General features: G+C 41.3%; 15 protein-coding genes. 14 read left to right on the top strand and 1 reads right to left on the bottom strand.

Translation table 11 applies throughout. The features are described from left to right. Positions 1-606 precede the first annotated feature (606 nt). The 14 genes from hexA (at position 607) to nuoN (ending at position 17,287) form a co-directional block, all read left to right on the top strand. Positions 607-1,524, top strand: coding sequence for a transcriptional regulator HexA (gene hexA / locus GTH24_RS12650; RefSeq protein WP_072068610.1), 918 nt, complete (start codon positions 607-609; stop codon positions 1,522-1,524). A 799-nt stretch (positions 1,525-2,323) separates the two neighbouring features. Beyond that, a complete protein-coding gene (locus tag GTH24_RS12645) occupies positions 2,324-2,776 on the top strand; it encodes an NADH-quinone oxidoreductase subunit A (protein ID WP_072068609.1) in 453 nt (150 codons plus the stop codon). A 17-nt stretch (positions 2,777-2,793) separates the two neighbouring features. Further along, a complete protein-coding gene (locus GTH24_RS12640) occupies positions 2,794-3,468 on the top strand; it encodes a NuoB/complex I 20 kDa subunit family protein (protein ID WP_072068608.1) in 675 nt (224 codons plus the stop codon). Between the two features lie 76 nt (positions 3,469-3,544). Beyond that, complete coding sequence (gene nuoC, locus GTH24_RS12635) at positions 3,545-5,341, top strand: NADH-quinone oxidoreductase subunit C/D (protein ID WP_072068607.1); 1,797 nt, start codon at positions 3,545-3,547, stop codon at positions 5,339-5,341. A gap of 2 nt (positions 5,342-5,343) precedes the next feature. Further along, entirely contained in the window at positions 5,344-5,889 is a 546-nt protein-coding gene (gene nuoE, locus GTH24_RS12630; RefSeq protein ID WP_006533305.1) for an NADH-quinone oxidoreductase subunit NuoE, read from the top strand. After that, positions 5,886-7,250: an NADH-quinone oxidoreductase subunit NuoF gene (gene nuoF / locus GTH24_RS12625; protein WP_164526478.1), complete on the top strand. Its 1,365-nt coding sequence runs from the start codon at positions 5,886-5,888 to the stop codon at positions 7,248-7,250. Before nuoE ends, nuoF begins: the two co-directional genes overlap by 4 nt. Positions 7,251-7,303: 53 nt before the next feature. Continuing rightward, the gene (gene nuoG / locus GTH24_RS12620) at positions 7,304-10,036 is read left to right on the top strand and encodes an NADH-quinone oxidoreductase subunit NuoG (RefSeq protein WP_072068605.1); all 2,733 of its coding nucleotides are present in this window, start codon (positions 7,304-7,306) and stop codon (positions 10,034-10,036) included. Next, positions 10,036-11,013, top strand: a complete 978-nt coding sequence (gene nuoH / locus GTH24_RS12615) for an NADH-quinone oxidoreductase subunit NuoH (RefSeq protein WP_006533300.1) — start codon at positions 10,036-10,038, stop codon at positions 11,011-11,013. Before nuoG ends, nuoH begins: the two co-directional genes overlap by 1 nt. A gap of 14 nt (positions 11,014-11,027) precedes the next feature. Next, positions 11,028-11,570, top strand: a complete 543-nt coding sequence (gene nuoI / locus GTH24_RS12610; protein WP_036935576.1) for an NADH-quinone oxidoreductase subunit NuoI — start codon at positions 11,028-11,030, stop codon at positions 11,568-11,570. A gap of 12 nt (positions 11,571-11,582) precedes the next feature. After that, a complete protein-coding gene (gene nuoJ / locus GTH24_RS12605) occupies positions 11,583-12,131 on the top strand; it encodes an NADH-quinone oxidoreductase subunit J (protein WP_072068604.1) in 549 nt (182 codons plus the stop codon). Next, the gene (gene nuoK / locus GTH24_RS12600; protein WP_023581731.1) at positions 12,128-12,430 is read left to right on the top strand and encodes an NADH-quinone oxidoreductase subunit NuoK; all 303 of its coding nucleotides are present in this window, start codon (positions 12,128-12,130) and stop codon (positions 12,428-12,430) included. The genes nuoJ and nuoK overlap by 4 nt, the downstream gene beginning before the upstream one ends. Beyond that, the gene (nuoL, locus tag GTH24_RS12595; protein WP_072068603.1) at positions 12,427-14,262 is read left to right on the top strand and encodes an NADH-quinone oxidoreductase subunit L; all 1,836 of its coding nucleotides are present in this window, start codon (positions 12,427-12,429) and stop codon (positions 14,260-14,262) included. Before nuoK ends, nuoL begins: the two co-directional genes overlap by 4 nt. A gap of 19 nt (positions 14,263-14,281) precedes the next feature. Next, a complete protein-coding gene (gene nuoM / locus GTH24_RS12590) occupies positions 14,282-15,811 on the top strand; it encodes an NADH-quinone oxidoreductase subunit M (protein ID WP_072068602.1) in 1,530 nt (509 codons plus the stop codon). 6 nt (positions 15,812-15,817) lie between these two features. Continuing rightward, positions 15,818-17,287 (top strand): NADH-quinone oxidoreductase subunit NuoN, encoded by a 1,470-nt coding sequence (gene nuoN / locus GTH24_RS12585; protein WP_072068601.1) that lies wholly within the window; start codon positions 15,818-15,820, stop codon positions 17,285-17,287. A 67-nt stretch (positions 17,288-17,354) separates the two neighbouring features. Here nuoN and GTH24_RS12580 read toward each other — a convergent pair whose 3' ends face one another. Beyond that, entirely contained in the window at positions 17,355-18,398 is a 1,044-nt protein-coding gene (locus GTH24_RS12580) for an alpha-xenorhabdolysin family binary toxin subunit B (protein WP_072068600.1), read from the bottom strand. Between the last annotated feature and the right edge of the window lie 7 nt (positions 18,399-18,405).

Raw genomic sequence — 18,405 nt, 5'->3', positions numbered from 1 at the left:
AGTTTTGATAATAATTCTGGATTATTATTCTAGTGAATAAGAGCTTTTTAGTGTGGTGATCAGAAATAAGTTGATGTGATACATAGATAGATGGGATGTTGCATAATCAATTATTGAATAATTTTATCGGATTTGTATTATCTGACTTAATATATTAAATTTTCAAATAATATGGTTAAATCTACTTTATTCTATAGCAATCAATCGGTTTAAGTATAAATTAAATTTAAATCTTAAATTTAATTTATAGGGGAAGATACTTAAATTGGAATGCATAGTTAAGATAATTTAAATTATTTTCAAAATGTTAAAATTTATGTACGAGAAAACAATATAGTATGATCCAAGTCTAACTTGTGATGATGGTATGCAGTTCTTTCTTGTGAATGCTTGAAATGATAATAAAATTTAATTTGTTACAAAAAGATGCAATTCCTTTCTATCTAGGAGGTGTAAACGATAAGAAACAAATGTAAAGTATTCGGTATGTCTTTGCTCTCCTTTTCAGAGTAGAGTACTGTCTAATTAGAAGTCTTTTTTAGACTTTTGATAAAAAAACACCAGGTATATGTAATTTAAAAATCAAAAATAAGTGAAGAATAAACAATGATTAATGCAAATCGTCCGATAATGAATCTCGACCTCGATCTGCTTAGAACGTTTGTAGCTGTAGCAGATTTAAACACGTTTGCAGCCGCAGCTGCTGCTGTATGTCGAACCCAGTCAGCTGTTAGTCAGCAGATGCAACGTTTAGAGCAATTGGTGGGCAGAGAGCTTTTCGCCCGCCATGGTCGTAATAAGTTACTTACAGAGCATGGCCTTCAATTATTAGGTTATGCACGTCAAATTTTACGTGCGAATGATGATGCAACTGCGTCATTAACGTATAGCGATGCAGAAGGGGAGCTACGTATTGGTGCCTCTGACGACTCTGTTGATACTTTATTGCCTTTTTTATTAAACCGTATCGCGTCAGTATATCCACGTTTAGCGGTTGATGTACGCATTAAACGTTCTCAATATATTGAAGCAATGCTAGATAATCATGAAATTGATTTAGCATTAACAACAGCCCGTATTGGTCATCACCCGCGTACAGCGTTACGCACCGCACCTGTGTTATGGCACTGTGCGCCTGATTTCCAAATACAAATGAATGAGCCTATTCCTTTAGTTGTGATGGATGAAACAAACCCATTCCGTCAATTAGCAACGAACACACTAGATGATGCAGGCATTCAATGGCGTATTGCGTATGAAGCTGCTTCTTTATCTGCTGTTCGTGCAGCCGTAAATGCAGAAGTGGGCATTACTGCGCGTCCACTTGAAATGCAAAATGCCGATTTACGTATTTTAGGCGAAAGTGAAGGTTTACCGCGTTTACCTGAAACACAATATTGGTTATATCGTAACTTTGATGAACAAAATGAAGCGGTGTTAACAGTGTTCAATGCAATTGAAAACAAGAAAACACCTTATACCGTCACTGCACCTGAAGATATTAGCTCGACTGAGCTGGAATAATCACATTAATCGTTGTGTAGATATTGAGTGTTAAAACACAAAAATTAAAGATTAAAAAAATAGTCAAATAAGACTAAATAGTGATGAATAATGATAAACGGGAATAGATGCAATTAAGCGCATTTATTTCCGTTTTTTTATTGTCATATTTGGATATAGTAACATTGTGTTAATATTTATGCTGATTTATGTATTCATCTTTGTGACATTTCATTCTATAACCGCCTTAACTGCTTGTTAAAAAAATGTTTACCTTCCCCCTTGGTTAATCACTTGTAGGATTTGTTAACAAATAAAAAGATTGTCTAGGTTTTTAGAGAATAAAAACGCAAATCAAAACGGATATTTGACCTCCTCCACAATATTGGAAAGTTAATTTGTTAAAATTTGGATAAATTTTAAACTGATTAAGTATTTTTTCGACTATTTTGTGAGTTTGATCAAGAAAATAAGGCACATTTGCCTGTGTTGAGTCAGGTTTTTCCTGAGATACTGGTGTAGTAAAATCGAATTATCGGTTAGACTAAGCGTGTTAGCAAAAATTTTGTAGATTGACTGACACGTTTTAGCATTAGCCAGTAATTGGGTGTTAAAAATGAGTGTTAAATTTGTTAAATCGCGATAGAAAACAGTGTGATTTATTACAAAGTTTTCTAAAAAATAAGAAAGGTATAAATAGACTGTTATTAATTGTTTAATTAGCAAGTCTGTTTAATACGCCTTTTTTTCGTAATTAGAAATGTGGTGTAAACCGCCGGATAAGAGTTGGTTAATTGACACCACCTTTGATGAGTAAGCAATGAGTATGTCTACAACCACCGAAGTTATCGCCCATCATTGGGCATTTGCTGTCTTCCTCATAGGCGCATTGGGGTTATGTTCGCTCATGTTGTTGGGTGCCCGCTATTTAGGCGGACGCGCACAGGCAAGGGCAAAGCATGTTCCTTATGAATCTGGTCTTGATTCTGTTGGCAGCGCTCGTCTGCGCATGTCGGCTAAATTCTATTTAGTTGCCATGTTTTTCGTTATTTTCGATGTTGAAGCACTGTTTCTTTATGCCTGGGCTGTTTCCGTTCGTGAAGTTGGCTGGTTAGGCTTTATTGAAGCATCAGTCTTCATCGCTATTTTATTAGCTGGATTATTCTATTTGGTTCGCATAGGTGCATTAGATTGGACGCCTATTCGCTCTCGCCGTGAAACTGCGAGTAAAAGCCATGTTCGATTAACCAGCGGCAAACATCCGCAGCAGTAATAAGCGAGGCATTAGAAATGGATTATACCCTCACCCGCATAGATCCGAACGGTGAGAATGACCGTTATCCCCTGCAAACACAGGAAATTGTCAGTGACCCATTAGATGCTCACGTTCATCGCAGCGTGTATATGGGAAAACTGGAACATGCGTTGCATGACGTTGTGAACTGGGGACGGAAAAACTCTTTATGGCCATATAACTTTGGTCTTTCTTGTTGTTACGTTGAAATGGTGACGTCATTTACAGCTGTGCATGACGTGGCTCGTTTTGGTTCCGAAGTCTTACGTGCATCCCCTCGTCAAGCAGACTTTATGGTGGTTGCAGGTACGTGCTTTACGAAAATGGCACCTGTTATTCAGCGTTTATACGATCAGATGTTAGAACCTAAATGGGTTATCTCTATGGGTGCATGTGCTAACTCTGGTGGTATGTATGACATCTATTCCGTAGTGCAAGGTGTGGATAAGTTCATTCCAGTTGATGTGTATATTCCTGGATGTCCACCACGCCCTGAAGCTTATATGCAAGCATTAATGTTATTACAAGAGTCCATTGGTAAAGAACGTCGCCCATTATCGTGGGTTGTCGGCGACCAAGGTGTTTACCGTGCCAATATGCAATCAGAACGAGAAAGAAAACACGGTGAGCGTATCGCAGTCAAAAATCTGCGTACTCCTGACGAAATTTAAAGGCTTTTGCCTAAGACGTAACCAGAGCAATGTGTTGCGATCATAGTAACCCTGATCAAAGTTGTGGTGAATAGAAATGACCGATCAGATAGCGCAAAAAAGCGCTCGGCCAGCGTGGGAAACGACCGATCATATTGATGATCAGGTGGTTAATGAACTGCGTCAGAAATTTGGGCCAGATGCGTTTACGTTCCAGCCTACTCGTACTGGCATGCCAGTTGTTTGGGTTAAACGGGAACAACTTATTGAGGTAATGCAATACCTCAAATCTTTACCAAAACCTTATGTCATGCTGTTTGATATGCATGGTTTTGATGAGCGTCTTCGTACGCACCGTCAAGGCTTGCCAGCAGCAGACTTTTCCGTTTTCTATCATCTGATATCAATCGATCGTAATAAAGATATTATGTTGAAAGTCGCATTAAGTGAAAATGATCTTAATGTTCCGACTATCACATCTCTCTTTCCTAACTCGAATTGGTATGAGCGTGAAGTCTGGGATATGTTTGGGATTGTCTTTAATGGGCACCCAAATTTACGCCGTATAATGATGCTTCCTGATTGGGAAGGTCATCCACTGCGTAAAGATTATCCTGCTCGTGCGACAGAGTTCGATCCTTATGTGCTGACAAAGCAGAAACAGGATCTGGAAATGGAATCGCTGACATTTAAACCTGAAGAGTGGGGGATGAAACGCGGTACTGAGAATGAGGACTTTATGTTCTTAAACCTCGGCCCTAATCATCCATCTTCTCATGGTGCATTCCGTATTATTCTTCAGCTTGATGGCGAGGAAATCGTTGACTGTGTACCAGATGTGGGTTATCACCACCGTGGTGCTGAAAAAATGGGTGAGCGCCAATCTTGGCACAGCTATATCCCATATACAGATCGAATCGAATACCTTGGCGGATGCGTTAACGAAATGCCTTATGTACTTGCAGTGGAAAAACTTGCAGGTATCGAAGTGCCTGAACGCGTTAAAGTCATTCGTGTCATGCTGTCTGAGCTATTTCGTATTAATAGCCACTTACTGTATATCAGTACCTTTATCCAAGACGTTGGTGCAATGACACCAGTGTTCTTCGCCTTTACTGATCGTCAAAAAGTCTACAACATTGTTGAAGCGATTACGGGATTCCGTATGCACCCTGCATGGTTCCGTATTGGCGGTGTTGCTCATGACTTGCCTCGCGGTTGGGAACGTTTATTACGTGAATTCTTAGATTGGATGCCAAAACGTCTAGATTCTTACGTAAAAGCAGCGTTGCAAAACAGTATTTTGAAAGGTCGTACTATCGGTGTTGCCTCATATAACTCGAAAGAAGCGTTAGAGTGGGGTGTCACAGGTGCGGGTCTTCGTGCAACAGGCGTTGAGTTTGACGTGCGTAAATGGCGTCCATATTCAGGTTATGAAAACTTTGAATTTGAAATTCCGGTCGCAAGTAATGGTGACTGTTACGATCGCGTAATGCTGAAAGTAGAAGAGTTACGCCAGAGTTTACGCATTTTGGAACAGTGCTATAAAAATATGCCAGAAGGGCCATTTAAAGCAGACCATCCACTGACCACGCCTCCACCAAAAGAGCGCACATTACAGCATATCGAAACTATGATTAACCATTTCTTACAGGTTTCATGGGGCCCGGTTATGCCTGCTAATGAATCATTCCAGATGGTTGAAGCCACTAAAGGGATCAACAGCTATTACTTAACCAGTGATGGCAGCACAATGAGCTACCGTACACGTATTCGTACGCCTAGTTTTGCTCACCTGCAACAAATCCCAGCGGTTATCCGAGGTAGCTTGGTTTCTGACTTGATTGTGTATCTGGGAAGTATTGATTTTGTAATGTCGGATGTGGATCGTTAATCATGCAAAATGAATTAAACCAAAAAGATGACGCGGTGCAGATTGAAATTGTTGATGTCACACATTCAAAGAAAGCGACGTTTGTATTAACTGAAGAAGAACGCGCTGAAATTGAACAAGAAAAACATCACTACGAAGATCCGCGAGCTGCATCTATAGAAGCACTGAAAATTGTGCAAAAGAACCGTGGATGGGTGGAAGACGGCGCGATCTATGCGATTGCGGATGTGCTTGGGATACCAGCTAGCGATGTTGAAGGCGTTGCTACGTTCTATAGCCAAATTTTCCGTCAACCCGTTGGTCGTCACATTATTCGTTTTTGTGACAGCGTGGTTTGTCATATTACAGGTTATCAAGGCATTCAAGCAGCAATTGAAAAGCATCTTAATATCATCCCTGGTCAAACAACACCAGATGGTCGCTTTACATTACTGCCAACCTGCTGTTTAGGTAATTGTGATAAAGGTCCTACCATGATGGTAGATGACGATACTCACAGCTTTGTTAAACCTGAAGAGATTGAAACGTTACTGGAGCAGTATCCATGACAGCAATTTCAGGAGCAAAACCGATTATCCGTAGCGCAGAAACGCACCCGCTAACGTGGCGCTTACGTGATGATCGTCAGCCTGTATGGCTGGATGAATACCGTGCTAAAAACGGTTATAAAGCGGCAGAAAAAGCATTAAAAGGCATGTCACCGACTGAAGTCACAACAGAAGTCAAAGATGCTGGCCTAAAAGGTCGTGGTGGTGCTGGATTCTCAACGGGCTTGAAATGGAGCCTGATGCCAAAAGATGAAAGCATGAATATCCGTTACATCCTTTGTAATGCAGATGAAATGGAGCCGGGAACATATAAAGACCGTCTCTTAATGGAAGAACTTCCACATCTGTTAATTGAAGGGATGATTATCGGTGCTCACGCACTAAAAGCTTATCGTGGCTATATTTTCCTTCGTGGCGAATATATTGAAGCGGCTAAGCATTTACGCCATGCAATTGAGGAAGCAAAAGCAGCAGGCTTCCTTGGTAAAAATATCTTCAGTTCAGGGGTTGATTTTGAGCTGTTTGTTCATACAGGTGCTGGTCGTTACATCTGTGGTGAAGAAACGGCATTAATCAACTCTTTAGAAGGTCGTCGTGCTAACCCGCGTTCTAAACCGCCATTTCCTGCAACATCAGGTGCATGGGGTAAACCAACTTGTGTCAATAACGTTGAAACACTGTGTAACGTGCCCGCGATTATTGAGCATGGCAAAGATTGGTATATCGGCTTAAGTGAAGGCAAAAGCCCAGATGCGGGTACTAAATTAATGGGATTCTCTGGTCGCGTGAAGTATCCGGGCTTATGGGAATTACCATTTGGTACGACAGCGCGTGAGATCCTTGAAGATTACGCAGGTGGAATGCGTGATGGTCTCAAATTGAAAGCGTGGCAACCAGGTGGTGCTGGTACTGACTTTCTCACTGAAGATCATCTCGATCTCCCAATGGATTTTGGCACGATTGCAAAAGCAGGTAGCCGTTTAGGCACAGCGCTTGCGATGGCAGTAGATAATGAAATTAATATGGTTTCATTAACTCGCAACTTAGAAGAATTCTTTGCGCGAGAATCTTGTGGCTGGTGTACACCTTGTCGTGATGGCTTGCCATGGAGTGTCGAAATCTTACGTGCGATAGAAAACGGTAAAGGTCGCCCTGGTGATATCGAAACCCTTGAGCATTTATGTCGTTCTTTAAGTCCAGGACACACATTCTGTGCTCACGCACCGGGTGCTGTAGAACCTTTACAAAGCGCCATTAAATATTTCCGTGAAGAATTTGAAGCGGGCATTATTCAAGAAGATTATACCAATGCCAACTTAATCAGAGGTATTCAGCCTAACTTGCTGAAAAGCCGCTGGTAATTTTTCACGACACATTCTAGGTTTAACGCCTGCTGTGCAGGCCTTTGGGAAGCATGCTGACTATGGCTACGATTCATGTAGACGGCAAAGAATATGAAGTTAACGGGGCTGATAACCTGTTAGAAGCCTGTCTTAATTTAGGCTTAGATATTCCTTATTTTTGCTGGCACCCAGCGCTGGGAAGCGTTGGCGCTTGCCGCCAGTGTGCGGTTAAGCAGTATCAAAATGCTGAGGATACCCGCGGTCGTTTAGTGATGTCTTGTATGACGCCAGCGACTGATGGCACGTTTATTTCTATTGATGACGAAGAAGCGAAGAAATTCCGCGAAAGCGTTGTTGAATGGTATATGACAAACCATCCTCATGACTGTCCAGTTTGTGAAGAAGGGGGTAACTGCCACCTTCAAGATATGACGGTAATGACAGGTCATACTATGCGTCGCTATCGCTTTACGAAGCGTACACATAGAAATCAAGATCTGGGACCGTTTATTTCTCATGAAATGAACCGTTGTATTGCTTGTTACCGCTGTGTTCGTTACTACAAAGACTATGCTGATGGCACTGATTTAGGTGTTTTTGGTGCGCATAACAACGTTTTCTTTGGACGTGTTGAAGATGGCACGTTAGAGAGCGAATTCTCTGGTAACTTGGTCGAAATTTGTCCGACGGGTGTATTTACTGATAAAACTCACTCATCACGTTATAACCGTAAGTGGGATATGCAGTTTGCACCAAGTATTTGCCAAGGTTGTAGCATGGGTTGTAACACAAGCCCGGGTGAACGCTATGGTGAATTACGTCGTATTGAAAACCGTTATAACGGAACTGTAAACCGCTATTTCCTCTGTGACCGTGGTCGTTTTGGCTATGGCTATGTGAACTTAGCAAGCAGACCTCGCCAACCTAAAAAACGTTTAGGTAGTAACTGGTTAGAGATCAGTGCGGTTCAAGCAACTCAAGCTGCTGCGGATATGCTGAAGAAAAGCCAGCGTATTATCGGTATTGGCTCACCGCGTGCAAGTATCGAAAGTAACTTTGCATTACGTGAAGTTGTTGGTGCTGAAAACTTCTATAGCGGTATTTCTACATCAGAACAGAAACGTTTGACATTAATGCTAGAGATTTTACAAAAAGGTGGCGTTTATACTCCATCTCTACGTGAAATTGAAGATTACGATGCGGTTTTAGTGTTAGGTGAAGATTTAACGCAAACCGGTGCTCGTATGGCATTGTCTGTACGCCAAGCAGTGAAAGGCAAAGCGCGTGAAATGGCTGCTGCTCAAAAAGTCGCTGACTGGCAAATTGCTGCGATTATGAATATTGGGCAACGTGCGAAATATCCTCTGTTTGTAACTCATGTTGATGAAACTCGTCTTGATGATGTTGCTGCGTGGAGTTATCGCGCACCTGTTGTTGATCAAGCACGCTTAGGTTTTGCGATTGCCAATAATATTAACGGTGAAGCACCCGCTGTTGATGGTATCGATGACGCGCTGAATAAACATATCGAGATGGTTGTTCAAGCACTTTCTCAAGCAAAAAAACCATTAATTATCAGTGGTAGTCATGCAGGTAGTGAAGACGTTATTAAAGCTGCTGCCAACATTGCGTTTGCATTAAAAGCAAAAGGCAATGAAGTGGGACTTTCTTTCGTTGCTGATGATGCAAACAGCATGGGTCTTGCCATGATGAATGCACAACCTCTTGATGATGCATTAAAAATCATGCGCAGTGGTCAAGCTGACACCGTTGTTGTTATGGAAAACGATTTATATCGCCATTTTGACGCCGACATGATTGATGATGCGATTGCGAAAGTTGATAACTTAATTGTTATTGACCACCAGCAAACAGACATTATGGCGAAGGCACATTTGGTTCTCCCTGCTTCTTCGTTTGCTGAAAGCGACGGCACTATGGTTAGCCAAGAGGGTAGAGCACAACGTTATTTCCAAGTATTCGAACCTTCTTTCTATAACAAAGAAGTCGTGATGCATGAAAGCTGGCGTTGGTTAAGTGCGGTTGATTCACAATGGCATGAAAGAACACTGGATTGGACACAGTTAGACAATGTGATTGAGCATTGTGCGACACGCCTTCCTCAGTTTGCAGGCATTGTTGATGCGGCTCCGAATGCGTCATTCCGTATTCGTGGTCAAAAACTGGCACGTGAACCGCATCGTTACAGTGGTCGTACTTCCATGTTGGCGAATGTGTCTGTTCATGAACAGCGTCAACCAAAAGATATCGATACACCATTTGCGTTCTCAATGGAAGGTAATAACAGCCCAACAGCACCTCGTCAGCAAATTCCATTTGCATGGGCACCGGGTTGGAACTCACCTCAAGCATGGAATAAATTCCAAGCCGAAGTGGGTGGCAGCTTACGCTTTGGTGATCCGGGTGTGCGTCTAATTGAATGTGGTGATAGTACACTTGGCTACTTCACGGATATTCCTGCACCATTTAATGCACAGAAAAATCAATGGACTGTCGCACCTTGCTACCGTTTATTTGGTAGTGAAGAATTATCACAACGTGCAGAAGTTATCCAATCTCGTATGGAAACGGCTTATTTAACATTGAGCGAATCTGATGCACAAGCATTAGCGTTAACTCAAGGTCAGCAAGCCATGTTTATTTACGAAGGTCGTGAATTCACCTTACCTGTGAAAATCAGTGCTCACCTGACTCAGGGTCAAATTGGCTTGCCGTTAGGTATGGCAGGTATTTCTCCATCGCTGGTGGGTGTATCGGTTCGTCAACTGCGGGGTATTGCATAATGAGCTGGTTATCTCCTGAAGTTACAGAGATTTTACTCACCGTTCTAAAAGCCGTGGTGATCTTGCTTGTCGTGGTCACCTGTGGTGCTTTTATGAGTATGGGGGAACGCCGTTTACTGGGATTATTCCAAAACCGTTATGGGCCTAACCGTGTAGGTTATGCAGGTTCAGCACAGCTAATTGCGGATATGATCAAAATGTTCTTTAAAGAGGACTGGATCCCAAAATTTGCTGACCGCTTTATCTTCACCATAGCACCAGTAATTGCGTTTTCATCTTTATTGCTGTCATTTGCCATTGTACCTGTTAGCTCAACATGGGTTGTTGCTGACTTAAACATCGGTATTTTATTCTTCTTGATGGTTGCGGGTATCGCGGTTTATGCCGTGTTATTTGCAGGTTGGTCAAGTAACAATAAATATTCATTGTTAGGTGCAATGCGTGCATCAGCACAAACCGTAAGTTATGAGGTGTTTTTAGGGCTCTCAATCTTAGGGGTTGTTGCTCAAGCAGGCTCTTTTAACTTGACAGATATTGTGAATTCACAAGCGAATATGTGGAATGTCATTCCACAATTCTTCGGCTTTATTACGTTTGCGATTGCCGGCGTTGCTGTTTGTCACCGTCATCCATTTGACCAACCAGAAGCAGAGCAAGAGCTTGCTGATGGTTATCACATTGAATATTCCGGTATGAAATTCGGTCTGTTCTTTGTTGGTGAATATATCGGGATCGTTGCGGTATCAGGTCTTATCGTGACGTTATTCTTTGGTGGTTGGCAAGGTCCTTTCTTACCGTCATTCATTTGGTTTGCACTGAAAACAGGATTCTTCATGATGATGTTCATCCTTATTCGTGCTTCGTTACCGCGCCCGCGTTACGACCAAGTGATGTCTTTTGGTTGGAAAATTTGCTTACCGTTAACTCTTATCAATCTGCTGGTAACTGCTGCAGTGATACTTTACAACGCTCAATAAGGGGTGATTGAACCATGACTTTAAAAGAGTTATTGACTGGTTTCGGCACCCAGGTACGAAGCATTTGGATGATTGGCTTACACGCCTTCGCCAAACGTGAAACACAGATGTACCCGGAAGAACCTGTCAATGTTGCACCACGTTACCGTGGACGTATTGTATTGACGCGTGATCCCGATGGTGAAGAGCGCTGTGTTGCTTGTAACTTGTGTGCGGCAGTTTGTCCAGTTGGCTGTATTTCATTACAGAAAGCAGAACATGAAGATGGTCGTTGGTATCCGGAATTTTTCCGTATCAACTTTTCTCGCTGTATTTTCTGCGGTTTATGTGAAGAAGCTTGCCCAACAACGGCGTTGCAATTGACGCCTGATTTTGAAATGGGCGAGTTTAAGCGTCAGGATCTGGTTTATGAAAAAGACGATCTGTTGATTTCTGGACCCGGCAAATATCCTGAATATAACTTTTACCGTAAAACAGGTATGGCGATTAACGGCAAAGACAAAGGTGAAGCGGATGATGAAGCTAAACCTATCGATGTCAAAAGCCTGTTACCGTAAGGAGCGATATTCATGGAATTTGCATTTTACATCGCGGGGCTGATTGCCATCCTTGCAACATTGAGAGTTATCACTCATACCAATCCAGTACACGCATTGTTGTACTTAGTGATTTCATTGATTGCACTCTCTGTGGTTTTCTTCTCGCTGGGCGCCTATTTTGCAGGTGCATTAGAAATCATCGTTTACGCTGGCGCCATTATGGTGTTGTTCGTTTTCGTGGTGATGATGCTCAACCTAGGTAAATCCGTCGTTGATCAAGAAAGAAAGTGGCTGCAACCGAAGTTTTGGATTGGGCCAGCACTTTTATCTCTGATGCTATTAGTCGTGCTTATTTATGCAATTAGTAGTGTCACTCACGGTGAAATTACTGGAGAAATAATTGGCGCGAAAGAGGTCGGTATTAGCTTATTTGGGCCTTATATTCTGGCTGTTGAGTTAGCATCTGTTCTCTTATTGTCAGGGTTAATAGTTGCTTATCACATTGGTCGTGATCAGAGCCATGACGATCTCGTCGAAAACGACATCGTTGAAAACGAAAATGCAGGGGAGCAAAAATGATACCTCTTCAACATGGTTTGATCTTGGCTGCGGTACTGTTTGTGTTAGGTTTTACCTGCTTAGTACTTCGCCGCAACCTGTTGTTTATGTTGATCGGACTAGAAATTATGATTAATGCGGCTGCACTGGCATTTGTTGTCGGTGGTAGCTTTTGGGGTCAAACAGATGGTCAGATAATGTATATTCTGGCTATCAGCTTGGCGGCGGCAGAGGCAAGTATTGGTCTGGCATTGTTGTTACAGCTTCATAGACATCGCCAAAACATCAATATTGATACAGTCAGTGAGATGCGCGGATGAATATACTCTATTTAACCATTCTGCTACCACTGCTGGGATTTCTACTGCTCGCTTTCTCACGTGGTCGTTGGTCTGAAAACGTATCAGCATGGATTGGTACAGGTTCGGTTGGTTTATCGGCTTTAGTTGCACTTTGGGTTGGTATGGATTTCTTTGCCAATGGGCAAGAAACTTATGTTCTGACTTTATGGAATTGGATGTCAGCAGGGAATTTTAATATTCCGTTCACTCTGGTTCTTGACGGTCTTTCATTAACCATGCTGGGTGTTATTACTGGTGTTGGCTTCCTTATTCATATGTATGCATCGTGGTATATGCGTGGCGAAGAAGGGTATTCTCGCTTCTTTGCTTATACCAACTTATTTATCGCAAGTATGGTTGTTTTAGTACTGGCTGATAACATGATGCTGATGTATATGGGTTGGGAAGGGGTTGGTCTATGTAGTTACCTGTTAATTGGTTTCTATTATAGCAATCCAGCTAATGGCGCAGCGGCGATGAAAGCGTTTATTGTAACGCGTATCGGTGATGTGTTCTTAGCTATCGGTATGTTTATCCTGTTTGACCAATTAGGCACATTGAGCTTCCGTGAAATGGCAGAGCTTGCTCCTGAGCAATTAGCAGTAGGTTCAAGTGTTATTAACTGGGCAATGTTAATGGTATTAGGCGGTGCCGTGGGTAAATCTGCACAGCTTCCATTACAAACCTGGCTAGCCGATGCAATGGCAGGCCCAACACCGGTATCTGCATTAATTCACGCCGCAACTATGGTTACAGCAGGTGTGTACTTAGTGGCACGTAGCAATGCGCTATTCTTAATGGCACCAGAAGTACTGGAATTAGTCGGTATTATCGGTGCAGTTACATTAGTACTAGCGGGTTTTGCAGCTTTAGTACAAACAGATATCAAACGTATTCTTGCTTATTCAACCATGAGCCAAATTGGTTATATGTTCTTGGCTTTAGGCGCTCAAGCATGGGATGCGGCAATTTTCCACTTAATGACTCACGCTTTCTTTAAAGCATTACTGTTCTTATCCGCAGGTTCGGTAATTGTAGCCTGCCACCACGAACAGAATATCTTTAAGATGGGCGGGTTACGTAAGAAGATCCCGTTTGTTTATGCTTGTTTCTTAATTGGTGGTGGCGCATTAGCAGCATTACCACTGTTAACAGCAGGGTTCTTCAGTAAAGATGAAATCTTATGGGGTGCGTACTCAAACGGGCATTTTAATTTAATGCTAGCAGGGTTAATTGGTGCGTTATTTACGTCACTTTATACCTTCCGTTTGATTTTCATCGTATTCCATGGTGAAACCAAAACCGAAGCACACCAAGTTAAAGGTTTTACACATACTTTCCCATTAGCGGTATTAGCACTGTTATCAACGTTTATCGGTGCATTAATTACTCAACCGCTAGGTGCTGTTTTCCCTGAAGTAAATGCATCTCATGATGGTAAGTATGTGTTAGAAATACTTTCTGGTGTGGTAGCGATTGTAGGCGTTGCCATTGCAGCATGGTTATACCTGAAACAGCGTCAATGCGTTTCTAAGGTTGCTAATACTCGTACTGGTCGTTTCTTCTCAACATGGTGGTTCCATGCTTGGGGATTCGATGCACTGTATGAAGTGCTGTTTGTCAAACCTTATAAAGGGGCGGCGTGGCTTATCCAAAATGATCCTGTGAACCAATTCTTTAATTTATTTGGTTGCTTGCTTAAAGGCACCAATAAAGGACTAAGTTTCAGTGAAAATGGATTAGCACGTTGGTATGCGGCTTCTCTCGGTTTAGGTGCAGTGCTGGTTATCGCTCTGCTGCTTCTGGTTTAATTAAGGGACACATTGCGCCATGTTATTACCCTGGCTAATACTTATTCCCTTCATCGGTGGCCTGCTAAGTTGGCAGGCTGAACGAATCGGCTCGCAAGTTCCTCGCTGGGTTGCGTTGCTGACGATGGGATTAACACTCGTTATTTCTGTGCAACTATGGTTGCAAGGCGATTATCAACTACTCAGTGCTGATGGAGCGCCACGCTGGACAGAGTATTACTTTGTGCCGTGGATACCTGCATTAGGGATAAACATCCAGTTCGCACTTGATGGTATGTCATTGCTGATGGCTGTTTTAACCGCAATTTTAGGTATTTTAGCGGTACTCTCTTCGTGGAGTGAAAACCAACCATCACAAGGTGCTTTCCATTTTAACCTGCTGTGGATCTTAGCAGGTGTAATGGGAGTATTTTTAGCAACGGACTTGTTCTTATTCTTCTTCTTTTGGGAAATGATGTTGATCCCAATGTATTTCCTGATTTCTTTATGGGGACACAAAGGAAGTAGTGATAAAGCACACGTCAGTGCAGCAACGAAATTCTTTATCTATACACAGGCAAGTGGCCTGTTAATGTTGCTGGCCATTATCGGTTTAGCGGTTGCTTTCTACCGTGAAACAGGTATTTGGACGTTTAGCTATGACACCTTATTACAAGCACACACCGTATTAAGTACTGAGCTACAATTTATCCTGATGTTAGGTTTCTTTGCTGCATTTGCGGTGAAAATGCCAATCGTTCCTGTTCATGGCTGGTTAGCCGATGCGCACGCAGAAGCACCAACAGCGGGTTCTGTTGACTTATCCGGTATTTTATTAAAAACAGCAGCTTACGGTTTATTGCGTTTTAACTTACCACTATTTCCAGAAGCATCAGCATTGCTTGCTCCTGTGGCAATGTGGTTAGGTTTAATTACCGTATTTTATGCAGCACTACTGGCATTTCGTCAGACAGATATTAAACGTCTTGCGGCTTACAGTAGTATTTCTCACATGGGCTTTATCGTGATTGCGATTTATGCTGGCTCTGTATTGGCTTACCAAGGTGCTATCATTCAGATGATCACTAACGGCTTGTCAGCTGCAGGTCTATTTATCATGTGTGGCATGCTATATGAGCGCTTAGGTACACGTGATATGAATCAAATGGGTGGATTGTGGAAAAGCATCCGTTTCTTACCAGCGTTTTCGCTGTTCTTTGCAGTCGCCTCTTTAGGTATGCCAGGAACAGGTAACTTCGTCGGTGAGTTTATGATCCTGTTTGGTACTTATGGCAACTTTAAGCTGATCACGATTATTTCGGTCTTTGGTTTAGTCTTTGCATCTGTTTACGCACTATGGATGATGCAACAGGCTTACTACGGTTCACCGAAAACAGCTGAAAGAACCTATAAAGGGTTGGATCTGAGAGAATTCTTTATCCTGATCACCTTGGTGATTTTACTGGTTATTCTGGGCTTCTTCCCACAACCAGTATTAGACACTTCGGCATCAGCGATGGAAAATCTCCAGACTTGGTATTCCGCTTCTATTTCAACAGTAAGGCCGTAATTCGCCATGACAATAACTCCTGAACAATTGATCGCAATGCTACCGCTATTAATCGTCGGATTGACGGTGGTGGTTGTGATGCTGTCCATTGCGTGGCGACGCGATCATTTCACCATTGCCACTTTGACAGCAACGGGTTTCATTATTGCGTTGGGATCACTCTATTACGTTAATGCATTAGGCGTCGTTGACGTGACCACGCTTTACCATGTTGATGGATACTCTAGCTTCTTTACTGCGCTAGTTATTCTTTCTGGTATTGGTACTATCGCTTTTGCTTATCCTTGGTTAGAAGGTTATCAAGATAACAAAGAAGAGTTTTACTTGCTGATTTCGATTGCAGTAGTGGGGGGGATTTTACTCTCATCTGCTCATCATTTCGCATCGATGTTTATTGGTATTGAATTGCTGACATTGCCACTGTTTGGTCTTATCGGTTATGCATTCCAACAACGTCCATCACTGGAAGCGGGCATTAAATACATGTTGCTTTCAGCAGCTGCGTCTTCTTTCTTACTGTTTGGTATGGCACTTCTTTATGCAGAAGCAGGAAACCTTTCCTTTACTGCCATGGGACAAAGTTTAAGTGATAGCAATATCCATAAACCATTAGTGCTTGCAGGTTTAGGCATGATGTTGGTGGGAATTGGATTTAAATTATCTTTATTCCCATTCCAATTATGGACACCAGATGTTTACCAAGGTGCGCCGGCACCAACAGGGGCATTCTTAGCCACAGCAAGTAAAATTGGTATTTTTGCGGTTGTGATGCGTTTATTCCTTGAAGCGCCTGCGGCAGATAGTGAAACTTTACGAATGATCTTAGGTTTCATGGCAATTGCCTCTATCCTGTTTGGTAACATTATGGCGTTAACGCAAAAAAGTGTGAAGCGCTTACTGGGTTACTCGTCGGTATCACATCTTGGTTATCTACTAGTAGCATTAATTGTATTGCAATACAGTCCTGTGCTGGCGCAAGAAACGGCTGAAATCTATTTAGCGGGTTACTTATTTGCAAGCTTAGGTGCATTTGGTGCAATCGCGGTGGCTTCAAGTCCTTATCGCGAAAGCGAAATGGATTCACTAGAGGATTACCGTGGATTATTCTGGCGCCGCCCTGTTGTTGCTGTGGTTATGTCTCTGATGATGTTATCACTGGCTGGTGTGCCAATTACCTTAGGGTTCATTGGTAAACTATATGTGATTATTGCAGGTATTAACTCAAGCTTATGGTGGTTAACCGGTATGGTCGTGTTAGGTAGTGCAATTGGTTTATTCTACTACCTACGCGCTGCTGCAATTGTCTTCTTACGTAAACCAGATAATGACAATACGCCTGCTATTGCAACAACATCACAAAATATGGCGACATTTGTTGCATTAATTTGTGCGATTGTTGTGATTGCATTAGGTGTATGGCCACAACCATTAATTGAATTGACGAATTTTGCGATTATTGCACCTGTAGCAAACTAATTGATAAAAAGCGTCTTCAAATATTAAAACGGCTCTTATGATAGAGCCGTTTTTTTTATCGATATACTTATTTATCATTCATTATTTTTTCATTATCACCATAGTATAAGGAGAAATTATCTAAAAATAAGAATAGAGGAATGATAAAGTGTTCAGTTAATGAAATATTTTCTTTTAATTTAATGAGTTGCTGTTGAATAACAAGCCAGTACTCATTTAATAAAAGCATTTGATTAATGAGTATTTTTAAAAAATGATCAATATCTGTTAAAGCGTAGTAATGTTTTAATTCAAAAATAATGTTTTGTTTCTTATTCTTTAATTTATTTATCTCTTTAATTTGTGTTAGATAAAGGTCGGTTAATTGATGGCGTGCATTGACAATTTTTGTATAAGAAAAACCACTATCCAAAATAGAGAATAATTTTGAGAGTATATTAATTAATTTTTTTAGTATGTTTTTATCATTGGCTTCAATATCGAGATTTTCAATAACCTCTTGGGAGGGAGCAGAATTTGTGAAAAGATAGAGAAAACCTTTCTCATGCAGAATAGTTTCACTTTTTTGTATAATATCGAGTTCTTTTTTGGTTTCACTACAAATATCATCTAAACTCACAAGCTCTTCTGTAAGTGAATTAATTAATCTTTCTTTCTCTTTGATAGATGGCATGAGTTCATCAAGAATAAATTGTGTATTTAAATAGTCAATTTCTGAAGAGATAAATACACAGTGTTCAATAATAATACTAACCGTTTCATCAACTTCATTAGAATAGATGTTTAATATACTTTTTTTTTCTTCTTCCAGTCTTATTTTTAGATCAAGACTAATTTGATTGCTATCAATTTCATTATCAATTTCGGTAATCGTTCTAAATGTTTCATTAAGTAGTTTTTGCCGCAACCTACTTTTTAATAATAGTGAAAAATAAATAATTTTTTCAATGTTTTTATTATTTCTTTCTAAGAAAAGTGTAATGCTCATATTCATTTTATCATCTGTGTAACACTTATTATTGCCCAAATAAAGAATGTTACGATAAGCATGAAATAATTTATTGTGCTCAAAAGAAGAACTCAGTTCTAAAGTACTATCATTATTTTTCATAACAATT

Origin of the sequence: Proteus vulgaris (assembly GCF_011045815.1) — a bacterium.
In the GTDB taxonomy this organism is placed as follows: Bacteria; Pseudomonadota; Gammaproteobacteria; order Enterobacterales; family Enterobacteriaceae; genus Proteus; species Proteus vulgaris_B.
The sequence above is the reverse complement of the archived record's forward strand: the minus strand, read 5'-3'. Positions and strand labels throughout refer to the sequence as shown.